At 33.8% G+C, this 16,391-nt stretch carries 15 protein-coding genes and 1 pseudogene; 11 read left to right on the top strand and 5 right to left on the bottom strand.

What is annotated here, in order from left to right:
- The first annotated feature begins 403 nt into the window (after positions 1 to 403).
- From rpsN to B9Y54_RS04440, 3 genes are all read left to right on the top strand, one after another.
- Positions 404 to 673 carry a 30S ribosomal protein S14 gene (gene rpsN, locus B9Y54_RS04435; protein ID WP_085559139.1) on the top strand — a complete coding sequence of 90 codons (270 nt, stop codon included), beginning with the start codon at positions 404 to 406 and terminating at the stop codon, positions 671 to 673.
- A gap of 1,051 nt (positions 674 to 1,724) precedes the next feature.
- Positions 1,725 to 1,847: a putative metal homeostasis protein gene (locus B9Y54_RS12305; RefSeq protein WP_159446054.1), complete on the top strand. Its 123-nt coding sequence runs from the start codon at positions 1,725 to 1,727 to the stop codon at positions 1,845 to 1,847.
- Between the two features lie 625 nt (positions 1,848 to 2,472).
- Entirely contained in the window at positions 2,473 to 3,453 is a 981-nt protein-coding gene (locus B9Y54_RS04440; protein WP_085559140.1) for a metal ABC transporter substrate-binding protein, read from the top strand.
- 131 nt (positions 3,454 to 3,584) lie between these two features.
- Here B9Y54_RS04440 and B9Y54_RS13155 read toward each other — a convergent pair.
- Positions 3,585 to 3,713: pseudogene (locus tag B9Y54_RS13155) on the bottom strand (transposase); the annotation flags it as partial.
- A gap of 297 nt (positions 3,714 to 4,010) precedes the next feature.
- Here B9Y54_RS13155 and B9Y54_RS04445 point away from each other — a divergent pair.
- Positions 4,011 to 5,117 carry a putative manganese transporter gene (locus B9Y54_RS04445; RefSeq protein ID WP_085559141.1) on the top strand — a complete coding sequence of 369 codons (1,107 nt, stop codon included), beginning with the start codon at positions 4,011 to 4,013 and terminating at the stop codon, positions 5,115 to 5,117.
- 887 nt (positions 5,118 to 6,004) lie between these two features.
- On the opposite strand, the gene B9Y54_RS04450 is transcribed toward B9Y54_RS04445, so the two are convergent.
- Positions 6,005 to 6,943, bottom strand: coding sequence for an FAD:protein FMN transferase (locus B9Y54_RS04450; RefSeq protein WP_234987809.1), 939 nt, complete (start codon positions 6,941 to 6,943; stop codon positions 6,005 to 6,007).
- 206 nt (positions 6,944 to 7,149) lie between these two features.
- On the opposite strand from B9Y54_RS04450, the gene B9Y54_RS04455 reads away from it, so the two are divergent.
- Genes B9Y54_RS04455 through B9Y54_RS04465 form a run of 3 tightly spaced genes read left to right on the top strand, consistent with a single transcriptional unit; the run spans position 7,150 to position 10,191 of the window.
- Entirely contained in the window at positions 7,150 to 8,235 is a 1,086-nt protein-coding gene (locus B9Y54_RS04455; protein WP_085559142.1) for an FMN-binding protein, read from the top strand.
- Between the two features lie 54 nt (positions 8,236 to 8,289).
- Complete coding sequence (locus B9Y54_RS04460) at positions 8,290 to 8,691, top strand: YbaN family protein (protein ID WP_085559143.1); 402 nt, start codon at positions 8,290 to 8,292, stop codon at positions 8,689 to 8,691.
- A gap of 21 nt (positions 8,692 to 8,712) precedes the next feature.
- Positions 8,713 to 10,191, top strand: a complete 1,479-nt coding sequence (locus B9Y54_RS04465; protein WP_085559144.1) for an oxidoreductase — start codon at positions 8,713 to 8,715, stop codon at positions 10,189 to 10,191.
- A gap of 235 nt (positions 10,192 to 10,426) precedes the next feature.
- Here B9Y54_RS04465 and B9Y54_RS04470 read toward each other — a convergent pair whose 3' ends face one another.
- A complete protein-coding gene (locus B9Y54_RS04470) occupies positions 10,427 to 10,804 on the bottom strand; it encodes a pyridoxamine 5'-phosphate oxidase family protein (RefSeq protein ID WP_085559145.1) in 378 nt (125 codons plus the stop codon).
- A 717-nt stretch (positions 10,805 to 11,521) separates the two neighbouring features.
- Here B9Y54_RS04470 and B9Y54_RS13160 point away from each other — a divergent pair.
- Both B9Y54_RS13160 and B9Y54_RS04475 read left to right on the top strand, forming a co-directional pair.
- Complete coding sequence (locus tag B9Y54_RS13160; protein ID WP_420836104.1) at positions 11,522 to 11,623, top strand: DUF6440 family protein; 102 nt, start codon at positions 11,522 to 11,524, stop codon at positions 11,621 to 11,623.
- A gap of 393 nt (positions 11,624 to 12,016) precedes the next feature.
- Positions 12,017 to 12,766 carry a sulfite exporter TauE/SafE family protein gene (locus B9Y54_RS04475; protein ID WP_085559146.1) on the top strand — a complete coding sequence of 250 codons (750 nt, stop codon included), beginning with the start codon at positions 12,017 to 12,019 and terminating at the stop codon, positions 12,764 to 12,766.
- On the opposite strand, the gene B9Y54_RS04480 is transcribed toward B9Y54_RS04475, so the two are convergent.
- Positions 12,763 to 13,194 carry a transposase gene (locus B9Y54_RS04480; protein WP_085559147.1) on the bottom strand — a complete coding sequence of 144 codons (432 nt, stop codon included), beginning with the start codon at positions 13,192 to 13,194 and terminating at the stop codon, positions 12,763 to 12,765. The genes B9Y54_RS04475 and B9Y54_RS04480 overlap by 4 nt on opposite strands.
- A 440-nt stretch (positions 13,195 to 13,634) precedes the next feature.
- On the opposite strand from B9Y54_RS04480, the gene nth reads away from it, so the two are divergent.
- Both nth and B9Y54_RS04490 read left to right on the top strand, forming a co-directional pair.
- Positions 13,635 to 14,237: an endonuclease III gene (gene nth / locus B9Y54_RS04485; protein WP_085559148.1), complete on the top strand. Its 603-nt coding sequence runs from the start codon at positions 13,635 to 13,637 to the stop codon at positions 14,235 to 14,237.
- A gap of 327 nt (positions 14,238 to 14,564) precedes the next feature.
- Complete coding sequence (locus tag B9Y54_RS04490) at positions 14,565 to 15,218, top strand: group II intron maturase-specific domain-containing protein (RefSeq protein ID WP_200805358.1); 654 nt, start codon at positions 14,565 to 14,567, stop codon at positions 15,216 to 15,218.
- Here B9Y54_RS04490 and B9Y54_RS04495 read toward each other — a convergent pair.
- Positions 15,177 to 16,262, bottom strand: a complete 1,086-nt coding sequence (locus B9Y54_RS04495; protein ID WP_159446055.1) for a transposase — start codon at positions 16,260 to 16,262, stop codon at positions 15,177 to 15,179. The two genes, B9Y54_RS04490 and B9Y54_RS04495, sit on opposite strands and share 42 nt — an antisense overlap.
- Between the last annotated feature and the right edge of the window lie 129 nt (positions 16,263 to 16,391).

Below are 16,391 nucleotides of genomic sequence, written 5' to 3' on the forward strand. Positions count from 1 at the left end.
GAATATGCTAGAAAGAAAAGTTTTCCAGATTTATTGAGTTTACAATCTGGTTTAATGGGCTACGTCCATTGCTATAAATAAAATAATTCGCATACACGGAACTCTCGGTTATCTAAAACCGTATGATTATAAAACTAGACACCTTATAAAACTGTCTAATAAAGTGTTGCCAATCTATATTTTAAAAAGCAAGCATATTTTTCTTCTGTTGACGTTTACTTTTATTTTCACTACCAGTTTGTGCTGAAAGAAGCTCAAGCTTTATTTAACTATAAGACTTATTGGTATCAATTTTTTTCTCAAAAATAAATTGACAAGTTTCAAAATTGGTGTTAAGTTAAATAAGCTTTATCGCAAAACGTAATCGTTACGTTTTAATAAGTATGAAATGAGGAATTTAATTATGGCAAAAAAAAGTAAAATTGAAAAACATAAACGCCAACAAGCAACTGTTGCGAAATATGCTGCTGTTCGAAAAGAACTAAAAGAAGCTGGTGATTATGCTGCTTTACGAAAACTGCCTCGTGATGCTTCTCCAACCCGTTTACATCATCGTGATGTTATAGATGGGCGACCAAGAGGATATATGCGTAAGTTTGGTGTGTCAAGAATTACATTTAGAAATTTAGCTCATGCCGGACTTATTCCTGGTGTAAAAAAAGCTAGTTGGTAAGTTGTTAATTTTTTTAGGAAGTTATTAAATAAATACGAAAGATCTAGTAGCCACTATTACTGAATTTTTAGGTACAGTAAAACGATTATCATGAACAGCCTTTTACACAAACAATACAATGAAAATATTCCTATTTTTATCAATTAATTTGGGGATATAAGTATGGACTATAAATTTATTTCGGGCATAAAAGAAGAAATATTCCAGATGAATAACGATTTTTTGCGTTGTAGTATGGGGACTGATTTAGCTGATAGGTTGCATGAAATTTTAATCGTAAAGTAGGAACATAATCTTGCTGTTGATAGAACTGTTATTAAAATAATCGGTTTAGCCAATACTACTTCTATTGCTGAAAGTTTTACACCAATTTCTTTTTATAAGAGTATTTTTATTTAAATAGTATACTCTCGATGGTCGGTAGTAAAAATACTTTACATCAACTCTCATAATATGAAGAAGCATTAGGTCAAGTAACTCTGTCAGATAAATTACCAGTTTCTAAAACTAAATTAGTTGATGAAATACTTTTAAATAATTTGAAAAAAACTCGATATATTGAATCTCTCTTTGCATTTAATGTATTAATCTAGCAAATCTTAAATTAACGAATATATTTAATTAAAACTTGTTTAATCATATTAACAATGAAAACATCGGATTTCTTTAAGAAAATAGAGATAAGTACCGCTACTATTTAAAGGAAACAACTATGTTCATCTTATCAGAAATTGAGCCTCTTGATAAAGTGAAATTAGACTTAGAAAATAGATTTATCGAGCTATAAAGGAATCCTTCCAATATCTGTGGAGTTGAAAAGCAAGTTATCTTTCAAGTTGTGTGTATAGCTTTAAAAACTATACTTAATTCACCCTAGGATGATAAACAAAAAAGTTCTGCTTTAGTCTTTATTGGTAAGCATTCACCTGATAAAACTTTAATTGATTCATTCAAAGGATGTATTACCTCATAAGAACTATCAGAAAAATGATTATTAAGTTATTCAAAATGGTAGCTAATAAAATTAAGAATAAGATTAGGAGGATATATGATGGCTGAAAAGCAAGATTTATCAAGCGCTAGACGAAGGATGAAAAGTCCAAATATAAAAACAAAAAAACGTGCTTTAAAATTTATTTTAGATGTAAAAAGAAGAAAAAAAGGAATCAGATAAAGAGTTCACACTAAACTAAAAAATGCTGAACAAAATTGAATGCTATCAATTTTATTCCTACTAACTACTTAGAGCAATTGGAAAATAATTTTTAAAAGGTAATAAAAATTTTTTGAAAAATAAAAAAAGATGAATTAAAGAATAAACGGTTTCGCTGGATTGTAGAATGAAGTTAGCCGTTGCTAACTAAAAAAAGTGCCACTTGAAATTCATGTTCTATTGAAGTTACCACTAACTCTCAATAGATAAGGATGAATATACATGGCGCAAACCAAAAATAACATAAATCCACATAAGGGAAAATATCTTTCATGCGCAGAATGCTGCCAAATTACTACTTTAAAAAAGAAAAGTACTCTAACCGTCAGAGTGCCAACATTCTAAATTGAGTCCCACAAACGATTATTCAATTAAAACACCAGATAAAGAATGGGAAATATACAATCAATGTATTTCAGTTTATGAAGCAGATAATGGTCAGACTTTCTATGGAAAACAGCGAATGAACTGTGGGAGCCGGTCAAAATGAAAAGAGACAGATGTTTTTATTGAATGGGCTGACGAATAAAATTTTTCTATGTTTTATTAAAATCTATATATAAAAAACTAGGAGTTGAAGAATACGATGAAAAAAAGTAAACGATTATTCTTACCGGTATTAGGAATAGTAATGTTCCTTTTACTAAGCGCTTGTGGAAATACAGATTCTGAAGTAGAAGAAAATAATAGTAATGAAGAAAAAACAAAATTAAAAGTTGTGACAACTTTCTATCCAATGTATGATTTTACAAAAAACATTGTAAAAGATAATGCAGAAGTTTCGATGTTAATCCCAGCGGGGACAGAACCGCATGGTTTTGAACCGAGTGCAAAAATTGTCGCTGCTATTCAAGAAGCAGATGTTTTTATTTATAATAGTGAAGAAATGGAAACCTGGGTACCTGATACACTTGAAGCGATTGATACAACTAAAGTAACAGTCATAAATGCAAGTGAAGGAATAGAATTTATCGAAAAAACAGAAATTGAAGGACACGAACATGCTGAAGAAGGACACGAACATGCTGAAGAAGGACACGAGCATGCTATCGATCCTCATGTATGGTTGGATCCGGTCTTAGCGCAAGCTGAAGTAGACAATATCCAATCAGGATTGGCAAAAGCAGATAAAGAGAATGCCGACATCTACAAAGAAAATGCTTCAAAGTATAATCAAAAATTAATGAAGCTAGATCAAGAGTTTAAAGCAACCTTTGAAAATGCTGAAAATAGAACGTTTATTACACAACATGCTGCTTTTGCTTATTTGGCTGAACGGTATAATTTAACTCAAATATCAATATCTGGTTTATCGCCTGAGTTAGAGCCAAGTCCAGCTAAATTAGCTGAATTATCAAAATATGCTGAAAAAAATAACGTTCGCTACATTTATTTTGAAAATAATGCTTCTTCAAAAATAGCAGAAACGTTAGCAAGAGAAGCCAACCTAGAGTTAGCCGTTTTAAATCCAATCGAAGGGGTCACACAAAAAGAACAAGATGCTGGAGTTGACTATATTCAAGTGATGAAAAATAATCTTGAATCATTGAAAAAAAGTATCCAATAGAATTGGAATTTAGCCTTTTTCTTCTGTGGGTTGAAATAACAGATAATGAAAAAATCGTTTGATTTAGAAAATAGACTGTTTACTTTTTATTTTCAACTTAATCAAATAGGGTAATAACTTAGTAATCATGGCTAAAATAAATTGATTGACAATCCTTTTTTCACTTCTTGAAAAAATTTTTTGAGGGTCATATGTTGTTTAATAGGCTTAAAGAACCGTTCTATTTGCCAACGTGCTTGATATATTTCTGCACTGTCAGTAGAGGAGCAGTCAAAAAAATTGTACTAAACTGGGGAGTTTTCCCTTTTTATCTTGAATGGTTACTAAACGAAATCTGGACAAATGAAAGAAAGCCATTTATTAAAAGCTGAATTTGTTTTATACTTATTCTATGAATTAGGTCCTTTTTATTGGTTTTGGATGAGTTATCTGAGCTCAGTATGAAGGACTTTTTTGCTTATTGGAATAATATAAATAAATTTGTAAAACATAATGATGTTTCATGCAACACTAGTGAAAATAGTTAGCGACTGAAAAATGAAAGGAAGAGACATTTTATGGATTTTAATTTATGGAGCTTCGTACTGGATAATCTTGAAGCTACCGGTGTTATAGGTGGGTATGTCTCCATCTCAATTATCGGCGTTTACCTAATTACGTATGCATCAAGAGGCAAACTCTCAGGAAATAATCAAATAGGACCGAGTTGGTCTCACCCTATCATAGGAGCATTATTGGGGATAATACCTGGATGCGGCGCGACAATTGTGGTTTCATCAATGTATAAAAATCGGAAAATATCATTTGGGGGGCTATTTGCTGCATTTATAGCAACATTAGGAGAAGGATCATTTGTGTTATTGGGGGCTTCTGACGAGGCGAGTGTTGCTGCAAATCTAAAAGCATTTTTAATAGTCAATTTAGTAGGCGCTATTGTCGCTATTATTTTTGGTTATCTAGTTGATATGATTGGAATAAATATCAACTCGCATGAGATTCCAGAAAAAATAGTAGAACAAAGCTACCACTCAAGTAAAGTAACAAAAATACCATATGTAATTGTTGAGTACGTCGGATTTTATCTTATTCTAACTTTTAGTGCTTTTTTGCTACCTGGATCAATAATGGCTTTATGGGGTGGTGGTATTACAGGTTATGATGACTTATCCGTTTGGGCAGCCATTTTATTTACAATTTTTTCGATTATTTTTTATCTCGTGTATAAATTTAATTACAAAGGACACGACTGTTCTTACGACAACAATATGAGGACAACTTTATTACATGCCGTATTCGATATTTCTACTGTCATTGTTTATGTATTTGCTGGACTATTAATTGCTAATTACAGTATTGATATTTTAGTAGGACCAGAGACTTTTGATGCGTGGATGACTTCATCAGCTTTTGTTGTGGTAGTCATTGCTGCCATCATAGGAGCAACACCGGGTTGTGGCGGGATGATTTCTGTTGCGGTTGCCTTTATAACTATTCCAAATTTCCCGATAGCGGCTTTAATTGCAGCTGGTATCGCAACTAGCGGAGATGGAATTTTCCCATTACTAGTATCTAACAAAAAAGCTGCGTTAATCGTTACAGTATTTGGCTTTATAATTGCCTTGATGGTGGGATATACTGTCTTACTCTTAGGTATTGAAATCTAAAGCTATATTTTCTTGTGAAGTTCTTGTAAGTTTAGCTAACTAAAGAAGAACAACAGACTTCTTTTTAAATATTGAGATGGCTGCGGTCGGTTTAATTTGAACCATATACGTATTTTATGAAACGATTCGAGCCAGATTAAGTGTAGTCCTCTCAAATCGTTGTGGATAAAACCGAATAATATTAAATTTTTCTAGAAAAAATCATCCTCTGTGCTAACAATTAACTTTTTGTAAAATTTAAGAAAGAAACTTGTGATTAAATTAACAAATTGTAAATCTGCCTCTATTATTTTTTATGCAACACTAGTGAGTTATTGGATAAATCATTTTTTAAAGTTATTATGCATTTTCGATAATATCTTGCCGAGTAGCCTGAATTTGTAATTTAAACTGTAGATAATTTTGAATCTATTTAACCACAAATAGAATAACATTATCAATTGGAATCTCTACATCTATCGGCAACATATTTTTCATGATAATGCGACCGTACGATTGGAAAAATAAAAAGTATTACCTTAATTCAGAAAAAACAGAAGAATAGTATCTCAAAAAGCGAATAGTTATATAGAGGGTAAAGTACTCTATAATAACTATTCGCTTTATCTATGTAGAGAGTAGGAGTAAAAATAGAAATAATTTTAGAAATCAATACAATAAAGAAAATTCGTCTTAAAAAAGTAGCTGGAAAACTATAATGCGAATATAAAACTAAATGAGGGAGGGTAGTCAAGTTTTATGCCTTTTGGGAAATAAATAAGATAAAAGAATTTTAGCAGCAACATTTCCTAACAAATAGATCTTGTTTTATATTCTCAACTAGCTATCCAAGCCTCGTTTCCTACAATTTGTCAAGTGACTTGTTTTAGCTTTGTCATGATACTTTCTTAAAGTAAGATAACATATGGTGAAAGACCACTCGTCATTTTTATATCATTGTCTTTCGTGATAACAAAAGCTTCGATACCTGCGATGTTTTCAGCATGTTGGATGACAGCGGTGGGACTAAGCCCAAACGCCATAGTGGTCCACAATTCTCCATCAATTGAGTTATTCGAAACTATAGTTATACTGGTTAATTCGTTTTCAATTGGGTAGCCTGTTTTTGAATCGAAAATATGATGGTAATCTTTTCCATTTACCTTGAGCGATCGTTCATAAATACCAGATGTTACGACTGACTTATCTTTAACTAATATAGCTCCCACTAAAGCTCCACGTACCGGTGAAGGTTTTTGGATTCCTACGCGCCAGTAGCCGTCTTCATGTTTTGAATTCTCACCTATAGTCAGCACATTTCCACCTAAATCTACTAAACCACTTTGCACCCCTTCTTTTTGGAAAAAACTTTTAAGTTGATCGGCAAAATATCCTTTTGCTAAGGCGCCAAGATCTATTTCCATTCCTTTTTTTATTAAGTACACAGTTCCTTTCTCAGCATCCATTTCAATATCTGCTGGATCAATCAGCTTTAACCGTTCTTCAATTTCTCTTTTTTCAGGCACATGAGCGCCAGTAAATCCAATTTTCCATAACTTGATTAGCGGTCCAATTGTGATATTAAGTGCAAGTCTAGAAGACAAACTATATTCCTTACCAATTTGGATTAATTCATACAAATCTGGATCAACACAAACGGGCTTCAGTCCTGCTTGCTGATTCACTGCCATTAAATCGCTTTCAAGATTGTTCGCGCTGAACCGCGCTTCGTAGTCTGCCAACATGTGATCAGCTTCTTCCAACAATTTTTCCGCCTCCGGATGTACTATAGAAAGACTGATTCGTGTACCCATTCGCTCAATAATTTTTTGTTTGATTTTCCTCATCCACCTGTCTACAACTTCAAAAAGTTACTGCATCATTTACATTTGAATTTTAGCATACTCTAATAACTATTTGAATAACTATTTGAGATTCTTTCTATAAATTTAAAAAATTGATTTAAATCAATTTTTTAAATTCTTTTTTTGTTTATACTAAATACGCAAACAAAATATATTGTGAAATTGATAACAATAAATAGGAGGCCAATATGAATAATCTTAAACCAGGAACGTATAAAGGAAGATCAACGGGGTATCATGACTATATTACCGTTGACGTAAAAGTCGATGAGGAAAAGATTTTAGAAATCAACTACTCTGAGAATGAAACACCTAACAAAGGTGGATTAGCGGTAGCAAAAATGGTAGAAGAAATTATTAAACAACAATCGATAGAAATCGATACGGTTTCTGGCGCGACATATGCTTCAGAAGGCACTTTGCGGGCTGTCGCTTATGCATTAGGCGTAGCACGTGGTGAAAGAGCACCTATTGATGGTGAATTTAATGAAGAAACAGGGAGAATCGAACATAATTTCACACCTGGAACATACAGCGGAAACGGTGATGGGTATAAAGGTGAAATCAATCTGAATGTAACAGTAAGTGAAAAAAAAATTGAAAAAATTGAATACCAGGGAAAAGAAACGCCTGATATTGGTGGCAAAGCGATAGAGGAAATTATTGCAGGTGTTTTACGTAAACAATCTTCTCAAATTGACACGATTTCGGGAGCAACTTTTTCTTCTCGTGGATCACAAGAAGCGTTGGATTATGCTTTAGGTATAGCTACAGGTGAAATCGATCCAGATGCTGAACCACAGTTAGAAGACTTAGAGCCGCGTATCCAATTTAAAGGTGGATCACTGACAATTGAACAAATTGAGGCTGTTTTAAATGCGTTACCAGTTGAAATTACGTTTGTTGGACCAGACCTACGCTTTCAATATTTTAATGAAGAGCACCATGAGTTTCACCGCTCTCAAGCAAGTCTAGGGAGTCACTTTATTGATTGCCACCCACCTCATGTGCGTGAGTTTGTAGGTAAACTAGCTGGAGAACTGGCAGATGGCACACGTAAGAGCGAAACGCATTGGTTCACACGAAAAAGTGGAGATCGTAAAATTTTCGTTTCCTATGTTCCTCTTTTCAATCGCAAAGGTAAAAGTGTCGGATTCATGGAATATGTACAAAACGGAACACCATTTATTGAGTCAATCAGTGAACCGAACCGTCGCGGTGAATTAAGTGATCCAAATGAACCAAATCCGTTTGCCCGCGAAAAATGGGATTGAAATCATAGATATAAGAATTTATTAATAGTTATATAAAGAAGGGGAATAATACAGATGAAACACCATTTTTTAGTTAGTATTGGAGTTTTTTCATTTCTTTTGGGTTCAGTAGGTGTAATTCTGCCCATCTTGCCGACTACACCATTTCTATTGTTATCTGGGTATTGTTTTGCACACAGTTCCAGTAAGTTTAATGATTGGCTAAAAAATACCAAGGTTTATCAAATATATGTATCAGATTATGCTGAAACAAAATCTATTCCGAAAAACAAAAAATGGAAAATACTGATAAATATTTACATTCTGATGGGTATTTCAATTTTACTTGCCCCGTTTCAACCGGTTAAAATACTGTTGGTGTTGCTGACAATCGGTTTATCTGTTGGAGTATTATTCGTTATCCCAAATCGTAAAGACCATCTTGAAAAAAAAGAAAAAAAAACAGAGATACATTAATTGTTGGGAAGGAATACACACATGTCAAATAAACTATTCGAAGAAATAAAACTAGAATCAGGATCAATACTTAAAAACCGCATTATGATGGCTCCAATGACTATTCAAGCAGCATATTTTGATGGTACTGTTACACAAAAGATGATCGATTATTATGCCCATCGTTCTGGAGAAGCGGGTGCAATCATTGTGGAGAGTTCATTTGTGGAAGATAAAGGCCGAGGATTTGCTGGGGCTTTAGGTAATACGAAAGACTCTCAAGTGAAAGAATTACGAAAATTGGCTAGTGCAATTAAAGAAAAAGGCTCCAAAGCAATCTTACAAATTTATCACGCTGGGAGAATGGCGGCTCCAGAGTTCAATGGCGGAGCTGCGCCAATCTCGGCTAGTCCTGTGGCAGCGTTGCGACCAGATGCTGTTACACCGCGTCAAATGATGCCAGTGGACATTGATAATATGATTCAATGTTTTACAGATGCTACTCGTCGTGCGATTGAAGCTGGATTTGACGGAGTTGAAATCCATGGAGCTAATACGTACTTGATTCAGCAGTTTTTCTCTCCTCATTCGAACCGTCGCGAAGATAAATGGGGCGGCAACCTCGAAGCACGCGCTAAATTTCCGGAAGCAGTTATGAGAGCTGTACAGGAGGAAGCAAAGAAACAGCAAGCAGAGCAATTTATTGTGGGTTACCGATTCTCTCCAGAAGAAATTGAAGAACCGGGTATCACCTTTGAAGATACGATGTACTTATTGAACCGCTTAGCTAAATTAAAGCCGGATTACTTCCATATTTCAATGGGTAACTGGAATCGAACATCGATCAGAGATAAAGAAGATAGTCAGACTTTGCTCAAGAAGTACACCGAACAGCAATCGGAAGAGTTAGCTCAGATTGCTCTTATCGGTGTAGGGGGAATTGGTCAGCGTAGCGATGCAGAAGCTGCGCTTGAAGCAGGGTATGATTTAGTCGCTGTCGGGAAAGCATTTTTGGTCGAACCGAATTGGGTTGGAAAAGCAGCGGCGGGCAAAGAAATTAAAAATTTTGCAGATATCAACGAGCAAGACCTGCTACATGTTCCTGAACCATTATGGGATGTGATGGATTTTATGATTAGAGATGTACAAGCAGACGAAGAAAAATACGAATATTTGAAAGCATTGCAAAACGTAAAAATCACTTTCAATCCTGGAACCTATGAAGCTTCTGCTGAAGGTCATGACGGAAGCGATATCCCAATAAAAGTGACTTTCTCGGATACTAAAATTGTAGCAATAGAATTGGACAAGCAAGAGCAAACAGATGCTGTTGCGACTTCAGTTTTCAAGCGGTTACCAGAGGAAATTATTGATGGGCAGACATTGCAAGTGGATATCATCTCAGGTGCAACGGTGACCTCAAGAAGCCTTATTGATGGCGTGGCAGATGCAGTTGAAAAAGCAGGTGGAAACTCTGATGCCTTACGCGTACGTCCAAAAGCTGCTGTTCAGTGGAGTTAGTAAGTAAGAGAGATATTTTTTCATTAAGTAATTAAAAAAAAGCCAAGGGGTGGTACCCGACCTTGGCTTTTTTTGCTTTTTGCGCTGATAAGAAAAAAGCTACTAAATAGTATGAAAAGTGATGTTACTAAAAGTTATCCGTCACATTTTTTCTATAAGTAAGTAATTAATTATGATAAGACGTTATATCAGTTACGATACAGTAATCCATAATAATCAAACTAGCAATAAGAAATTAAAGCAATTGTCTTTGAGATTCCACGGTAACTTCAAGTAGTTTATTCATAAAGGAATAACGCTCTTTCATTTGTCCAAACTCTTCGCCGGCATCAAGGAAACGTGCCTGTCCTTCAATTAAGAATCCTGTTCCTTGATAGCCGTTGAAACCTTCAATTTCTCGACTACCTAGAGTTAAGATAACTTTATCATTCTTTATCACATCTTTTTGAACGCTTGTGAATCCAGCTATTGGCACTAAGATACGTTCATCTTCAGTTATACGTAAAAATGAGTTCCATGTACAACGAACATTTGGAGACTCACCACTTCCCCAGGACGTAATAGAAACGACACCTTCGTGTTTGATAACTTCAAAAAATTTTTTACTTAACATATTTACCCTCCTACATTAAATTATTATGTTTCGTAATGATTGTAACACTTGACGAACATATGTTCAAACGAGTTTAATTTAATTTATAGCCCTATTTTTATAAGGGGATTTTAAAAAACTTACATCAAACATTATGCTTAATGTGAGATGAAAGATATTTCTAACTAGGAGGATCTAAACCAAGAACCATACAAGATATTGTAGTTGTATGCTAATAACTAGCTGTTATCTTCAATAGTTGAATAGATATCCATTGTCATTTCATAGATCATAGATTTTTTTATCTTGTATCTTCAATGAATTCGTCCAACTATTTATTGAAATGTTAATTAAACTTGTTCTTATCCTATTAACTAAGAACTCTTTTATAAAATTCTACAGAATAGTCATTATTAAGGTGGTGATAATGCTGAAATTAGTCTAAAATAGTAACCTTTTGCATGAGCACTACTTTTTTAAAGTTTTTTCCAGAAAAATAAAAAATTAGACTAGCCAACTATATTTATGTAACGTTAGTGATATTAAATAGTTAACAATAGAAATATCCTTTTGTTGTTTCTGTTGTTTTGATGGGTAACCTAATTACCCTTATAGTTAAAAGGACCTGTTTGAATATTTTATAAAATAAGTACATGTTTGAAACTAGATTATTAAAATTTAGGGAGAGTGAAATGATGAGTAACGAACGTTTTACAGTTATTGAAAAAGTAAGGGAAGATAGAGACTTTTAAAGTGATTCGCGATAATCAAACGGGTGTTTTGTATATGGCCCATACTCTAGGTGCTGGTACAGGCTTAGCAGCTCTAATTGATCAATAAGGAAAGCCTTTAGTAGACGAAGATTATTCAAATTCTAATCTTACTAAGAAATAAAATTGGTTGAAACAGAAGGGTAGCATATTCTGTTTTTTTTGGACTTCCAAGAAGTACACATATTTTACAAATTATAATTTGATTTTAGTTCTTTATGCATAAGTGTGTGAGTACAAAAGACTAAAAAAGAACCCTATTTTGATAGTACTCTCGATACATACTTTTATGTCATTTTATATATCTCTATTTTCTTCTGCGCGTATTCAGTCGTTTCGTCTTAATCAGAGATAGGTATAAAAATTCTATCATCATAAAACTAGATCAGATGAAATATGATAAGCTAGAAGAGATAATTAGGAAATTAACCTATTTAATTTCACTCTAAGAAAGAAGGATTTTATGGAGAAAGAACTTATTTTATTAGTAGTAGCTATTGTATTTATAGGCTCGCTGATGCGAACAGTTTTTGGTTTTGGGGATTCCATTGTCAGTATGCCTTTATTAGCTTTATTGCCAATAGATTTATCGACTTCGATTGCCTTAATTGGCTTAGGTGGCTTCACAGTTGCTCTGTTAACAATTCTTTCTGGATGGCGAGAGGTTAACCGTCCAGTTTTGAAGTATCTTTCTATTGGAACATTTATTGGAATTCCGGCCGGTCTGCTATTGGTTAAATTTGCATCTAATACGTTAATTACCTTTATTTTAGGAGTTTTTCTCATTATTTACGGTATTTATTCTTTAGTAAAACCTAAAAAAGGGAAATCTAAATCACTATTATGGCTAAATAAGCCTAGTTGGTCATTACCTTTTGGTTTTGCAGCTGGAATGTTCGGTAGTGCGTATAACATGAATGGAGTTCCTATTGTAATTTATGGCACAATGCGCGAATGGAGACCAAAGGTTTTTAGAGAGACACTACAAGCACATTTTATGATTTCTAGTTCTTTAATTATTATCGGTCAATTTATGGGTGGCTTTTGGTCTAAAGAATTGTTTATTTTATATGGCTTTTCACTACCAGCAATCGGAATAGCGAATTTACTGGGTAAGCTTATCTATGGACGAATTCCAACTTATAATTTTGAACGTTATGTTTTCGTTCTTGTTATTTTATTAGGCATTATGTTACTAATCAATAATACTTAAAAAAAGACGTTATCATCTACGAATATAAATCGCTTAGTAATTTTCCCTAAGTTACGATTTGATTTTAAAGGATTAACATAAAGGCTTTGAAAATCTTCACATACGCTATAAAGCTTATGAGTTGTAAAACCACTGTCTGCTCGGACCAGAATGGCATTTACAGGTATTGTTTCTTGATAATGTTCGAAAAGTGGACGAACAAAATCTCCCACACCATTAGAGGTATAAACATTACCATAACGCAGTTCTGCTTTTAAAAAATCTCTTGCTAAGCTGTCAAAAGCAACCAATGGATGATAACCATTCGTTTGATAGTGCGCAGTATAATTTGCGTTTTCTTGGCTTAGTCGGTCCCATAAACGAGATAGTGAAGGTTGAGGAGCTAGTCTTTCTTTCCCTAAAATACTTTTGGGATTGGATTTTTTGATAAGATATCAGCTGGAGAATCTGTCTTATGCCCTGCAAACAAATGGAATAGTCATTATTCGATAATTGACTAATTGTTATGCTTATAATACAGGCGACTATCTTTGATAGTGAGTTTTTCTTCCCATACTTTCGTAACAGTCATTTTGTGCATAAACTCTTTAGTCAATATTAATCCAGAATCAGTTGAAATGGATACGTTAGAATTGAAAAGCAAGCGATTTTCGTGTAATGTTCCTATTGAGAGAACCCCTTTCATGGTTTAGTTTCGTCGCTTTAACCATAACAGATTAGGGTTCTTTTTTCACACCCAAAGGATACAAGGATCAAATGAAAAGTAATGTTGCGACACATATGAAGTAGCTTTTGAAAAAATCTATGAATTATTTAAGTTAATAAAATAAGATAGACTTTAAAAATTAGATAAAAGAAAGGAATATCTATGTTAACAAAAGAGGCCGCTCAACACGTTATCTATGAAATCATGAAACTTTATCCTAATTCCGTTCTGACAATGCGTTATCAAAATCCCTTCCAATTGATGTTGGCTGTTATATTAAGTGCACAGGCAACAGATGAATCAGTCGCTAAGGTAAGCCGCCAGTTATTCGAACGCTATCCAAATCCTCAAGCTGTCATTGAGTCTTCACCCGAAGAAATCGAATCGTACATAAGAACAGTTGGACTCTTCCGGAATAAGGCGAAGTATATTTATAAAAGTAGCTATCAATTACTTGAAGAATTTGAAGGGCAAGTTCCCAGCACACGTAAAGAACTACAATCATTAACCGGAATTGGACCTAAATCAGCTAATATTTTATTGAGTGTTGCCTTTAATCAAGACGCCTTTGCAGTAGACACGCATGTTACACGAGTCTGTAAACACCACAAAATAGTAGAAGAAAATGCTACCCCTAAACAAATCGAAGAACGTATAACAGAAATTATTCCAGCAAAATATTGGGGAAGAGTACATCAATCTATGTTCTCATTTGGAAAAGAAATATGTACACCTAGAAATCCGAAGTGTCATGAGTATCTATAGTTTGATGAGAATTTAGAAGTAGTAAATCTAGTTGCTAGTGCGGACTAATTGTTGGAGACACTTAAAAAGTAAGAACACTTTACGAAATTATCAAAAATAATGAAATAATAAATTTGGATAGGACTGCAAAACGAGAAAAGTATTTTAAATAAGATTTGTGATGGAGTAGGAACACAAGAATTTTATCTGAAAAGTAGTACTAACTTTATTAATCATTTAGCTACCAACGTACAAGAAATAGATAAAAATAGTTCTATTAAAACTCACGTTAAAGAAATAAAAAGTAAAGAGCAACAGATTTAGTATGAAAACTAGAACTGTTGTTTTTTGCTTACTATCAAAAATATAAGATTAATAGAGCAGTATTCTAAAATTATTTCAAAACAAATGGTTAAGAGTGAAATGTCAGCGAGAAGAGTGATGCGTTCCGTTACAAAATTTATCGAAGAAAAGTTAGGATTGATTGTCAATAGTACAAAATCTAAGATTACGAAGCCAAATAATCCAGAAATGAAATTTTTAGGATTCGGTTTTTACCGAGATTTTAATAAGAAAACCTATCAAGCGAAACCACATAAAATCTCAGTAGAAAACTTTCGATATAAACTTAAAGTACTTACACGTAAGAATTGGAGTATTGATGCGAAATATCAAGTGGAACGACTGAATCAAGTGATTCGAGGGTGGATAAACTACTATAAAATAGGTTCAATGAAAAGCATTTTAAAGAAAATTGACTCTCATTTGAGAGTCCGTCTTAGAATGTGTATTTGGCATAAATGGAAAACAGCTAAGAATCGGCGAAAGAACTTAATAAAATTAGGGATGGACAAATACAGTGCCTATAAAAATAGTCACACTAGTAAGGGTGTCGTACGTATTGCCTATTCTTGGATTTTAACAACGACTATCACAAACAAGAGACTTGCCCAATTTGGCTTAGTCTCTTGTGTAGAGCATTACAATAAAATACATGTTTAGTATAAAATGGAACCGCCGTATACCGAACGGTACGTACGGTGGTGTGAGAGGTCGGAGCCGTGAGGCTCCTCCTACTCGATTCAATCTTGAATAGTTAATGTTTTCTTTTCCCGAGTATGCAATATCACCGATGATAGCTTCAACTTTCATTCCATTTGCAACTGATTGTTCATACAATTTTTTAAAGTATACACCATTAGATTTCTCTCCAGTTGTAATAAGTGCTGCTGTAATAATGCGTTCGTCACTCATAGCGATATGTGTTTTGTATCCTAAAAAGGCACTGTCTGAAGATTTATGCCCAATAGTTGCCTCGTCATTCCCAAAGGAATGCAACTGGTTCAAATCGTCTTCAATTGTTTCTTTTAGTAAATTCACTTTTTCTTTTACCTTTGGATAGAGCATAACTTTATTTGCTGACTCCACACAATTAATCAATGATTCGCAATAAGAAAGTTCTTTATTGAGATCATCTTCATCATTTCTTTCGGGAAAGGTTTCTTTTATTGTTTCATCAATTTGATAAATAGTTTTTCGTAGCTGTTTAACACGAGCATGTAAGACCTCTTGGGGTTTACGAGCACTAAATTTTGAACGGGTATGAGTAGCATCTACAATTAAGTCATGAGTCTTAATAACGTTATTTTTCAGCGCAATTTCAACTGTTTTAGAAATAAGTAAATCTAGTAATTGGCCATCCCTAAGGCGTAATGTTCTAAATTTTGTAAGTGTGTTTGGGTTAATAACTTTAGATTCTGGAGCTATCCCTAGAAAGTACTTAAATGATAAATCAAATTTTGCACGCTCAACCAAGTCACGATCTGAAAGATTATAGATAGACTTCAATAAGAGATACTTGAGTAGTTGGATAGGGTCTATTGCCATGCGACCATTATCTAAGCAATATTTTGATGCTAATTCTTCATGAACAAAACTGAAATCAACTAATTCATTCATTTCTCGTAAAAAATGATCCTTAGGGATCAACTGATCATATAAACTCAAATATGGACTGACAGTAAGTGATTCCTGAAAGTTAAGCATACCCATTCCTCCATGGCTTTATTTTATTTGTTATACCAAAAAAAGCAGACATAATACCGAATAACGGTAACATGTCTACTTTTTCAGCAGCCTCCAAAAAGTGCTCTAACCTCTCTTAAATTATTTTGG

The organism is Carnobacterium iners (assembly GCF_900177385.1).
Classification (GTDB): Bacteria; Bacillota; Bacilli; order Lactobacillales; family Carnobacteriaceae; genus Carnobacterium_A; species Carnobacterium_A iners.

Bases quoted from the DNA above. Each gene is read 5' to 3' on its own strand.
- B9Y54_RS04460 (WP_085559143.1), top strand. From the start codon at position 8,290: ATGAAACACCATTTTTTAGTTAGTATTGGAGTTTTTTCATTTCTTTTG.
- B9Y54_RS04440 (WP_085559140.1), top strand. From the start codon at position 2,473: ATGAAAAAAAGTAAACGATTATTCTTACCGGTATTAGGAATAGTAATG.
- rpsN (WP_085559139.1), top strand. From the start codon at position 404: ATGGCAAAAAAAAGTAAAATTGAAAAACATAAACGCCAACAAGCAACT.
- B9Y54_RS04470 (WP_085559145.1), bottom strand. From the start codon at position 10,804: ATGTTAAGTAAAAAATTTTTTGAAGTTATCAAACACGAAGGTGTCGTT.
- B9Y54_RS04445 (WP_085559141.1), top strand. From the start codon at position 4,011: ATGGATTTTAATTTATGGAGCTTCGTACTGGATAATCTTGAAGCTACC.
- B9Y54_RS04465 (WP_085559144.1), top strand. From the start codon at position 8,713: ATGTCAAATAAACTATTCGAAGAAATAAAACTAGAATCAGGATCAATA.
- B9Y54_RS04450 (WP_234987809.1), bottom strand. From the start codon at position 6,943: ATGAGGAAAATCAAACAAAAAATTATTGAGCGAATGGGTACACGAATC.
- B9Y54_RS04455 (WP_085559142.1), top strand. From the start codon at position 7,150: ATGAATAATCTTAAACCAGGAACGTATAAAGGAAGATCAACGGGGTAT.
- B9Y54_RS04495 (WP_159446055.1), bottom strand. From the start codon at position 16,262: ATGCTTAACTTTCAGGAATCACTTACTGTCAGTCCATATTTGAGTTTA.
- B9Y54_RS12305 (WP_159446054.1), top strand. From the start codon at position 1,725: ATGGCTGAAAAGCAAGATTTATCAAGCGCTAGACGAAGGATGAAAAGT.
- nth (WP_085559148.1), top strand. From the start codon at position 13,635: ATGTTAACAAAAGAGGCCGCTCAACACGTTATCTATGAAATCATGAAA.
- B9Y54_RS04475 (WP_085559146.1), top strand. From the start codon at position 12,017: ATGGAGAAAGAACTTATTTTATTAGTAGTAGCTATTGTATTTATAGGC.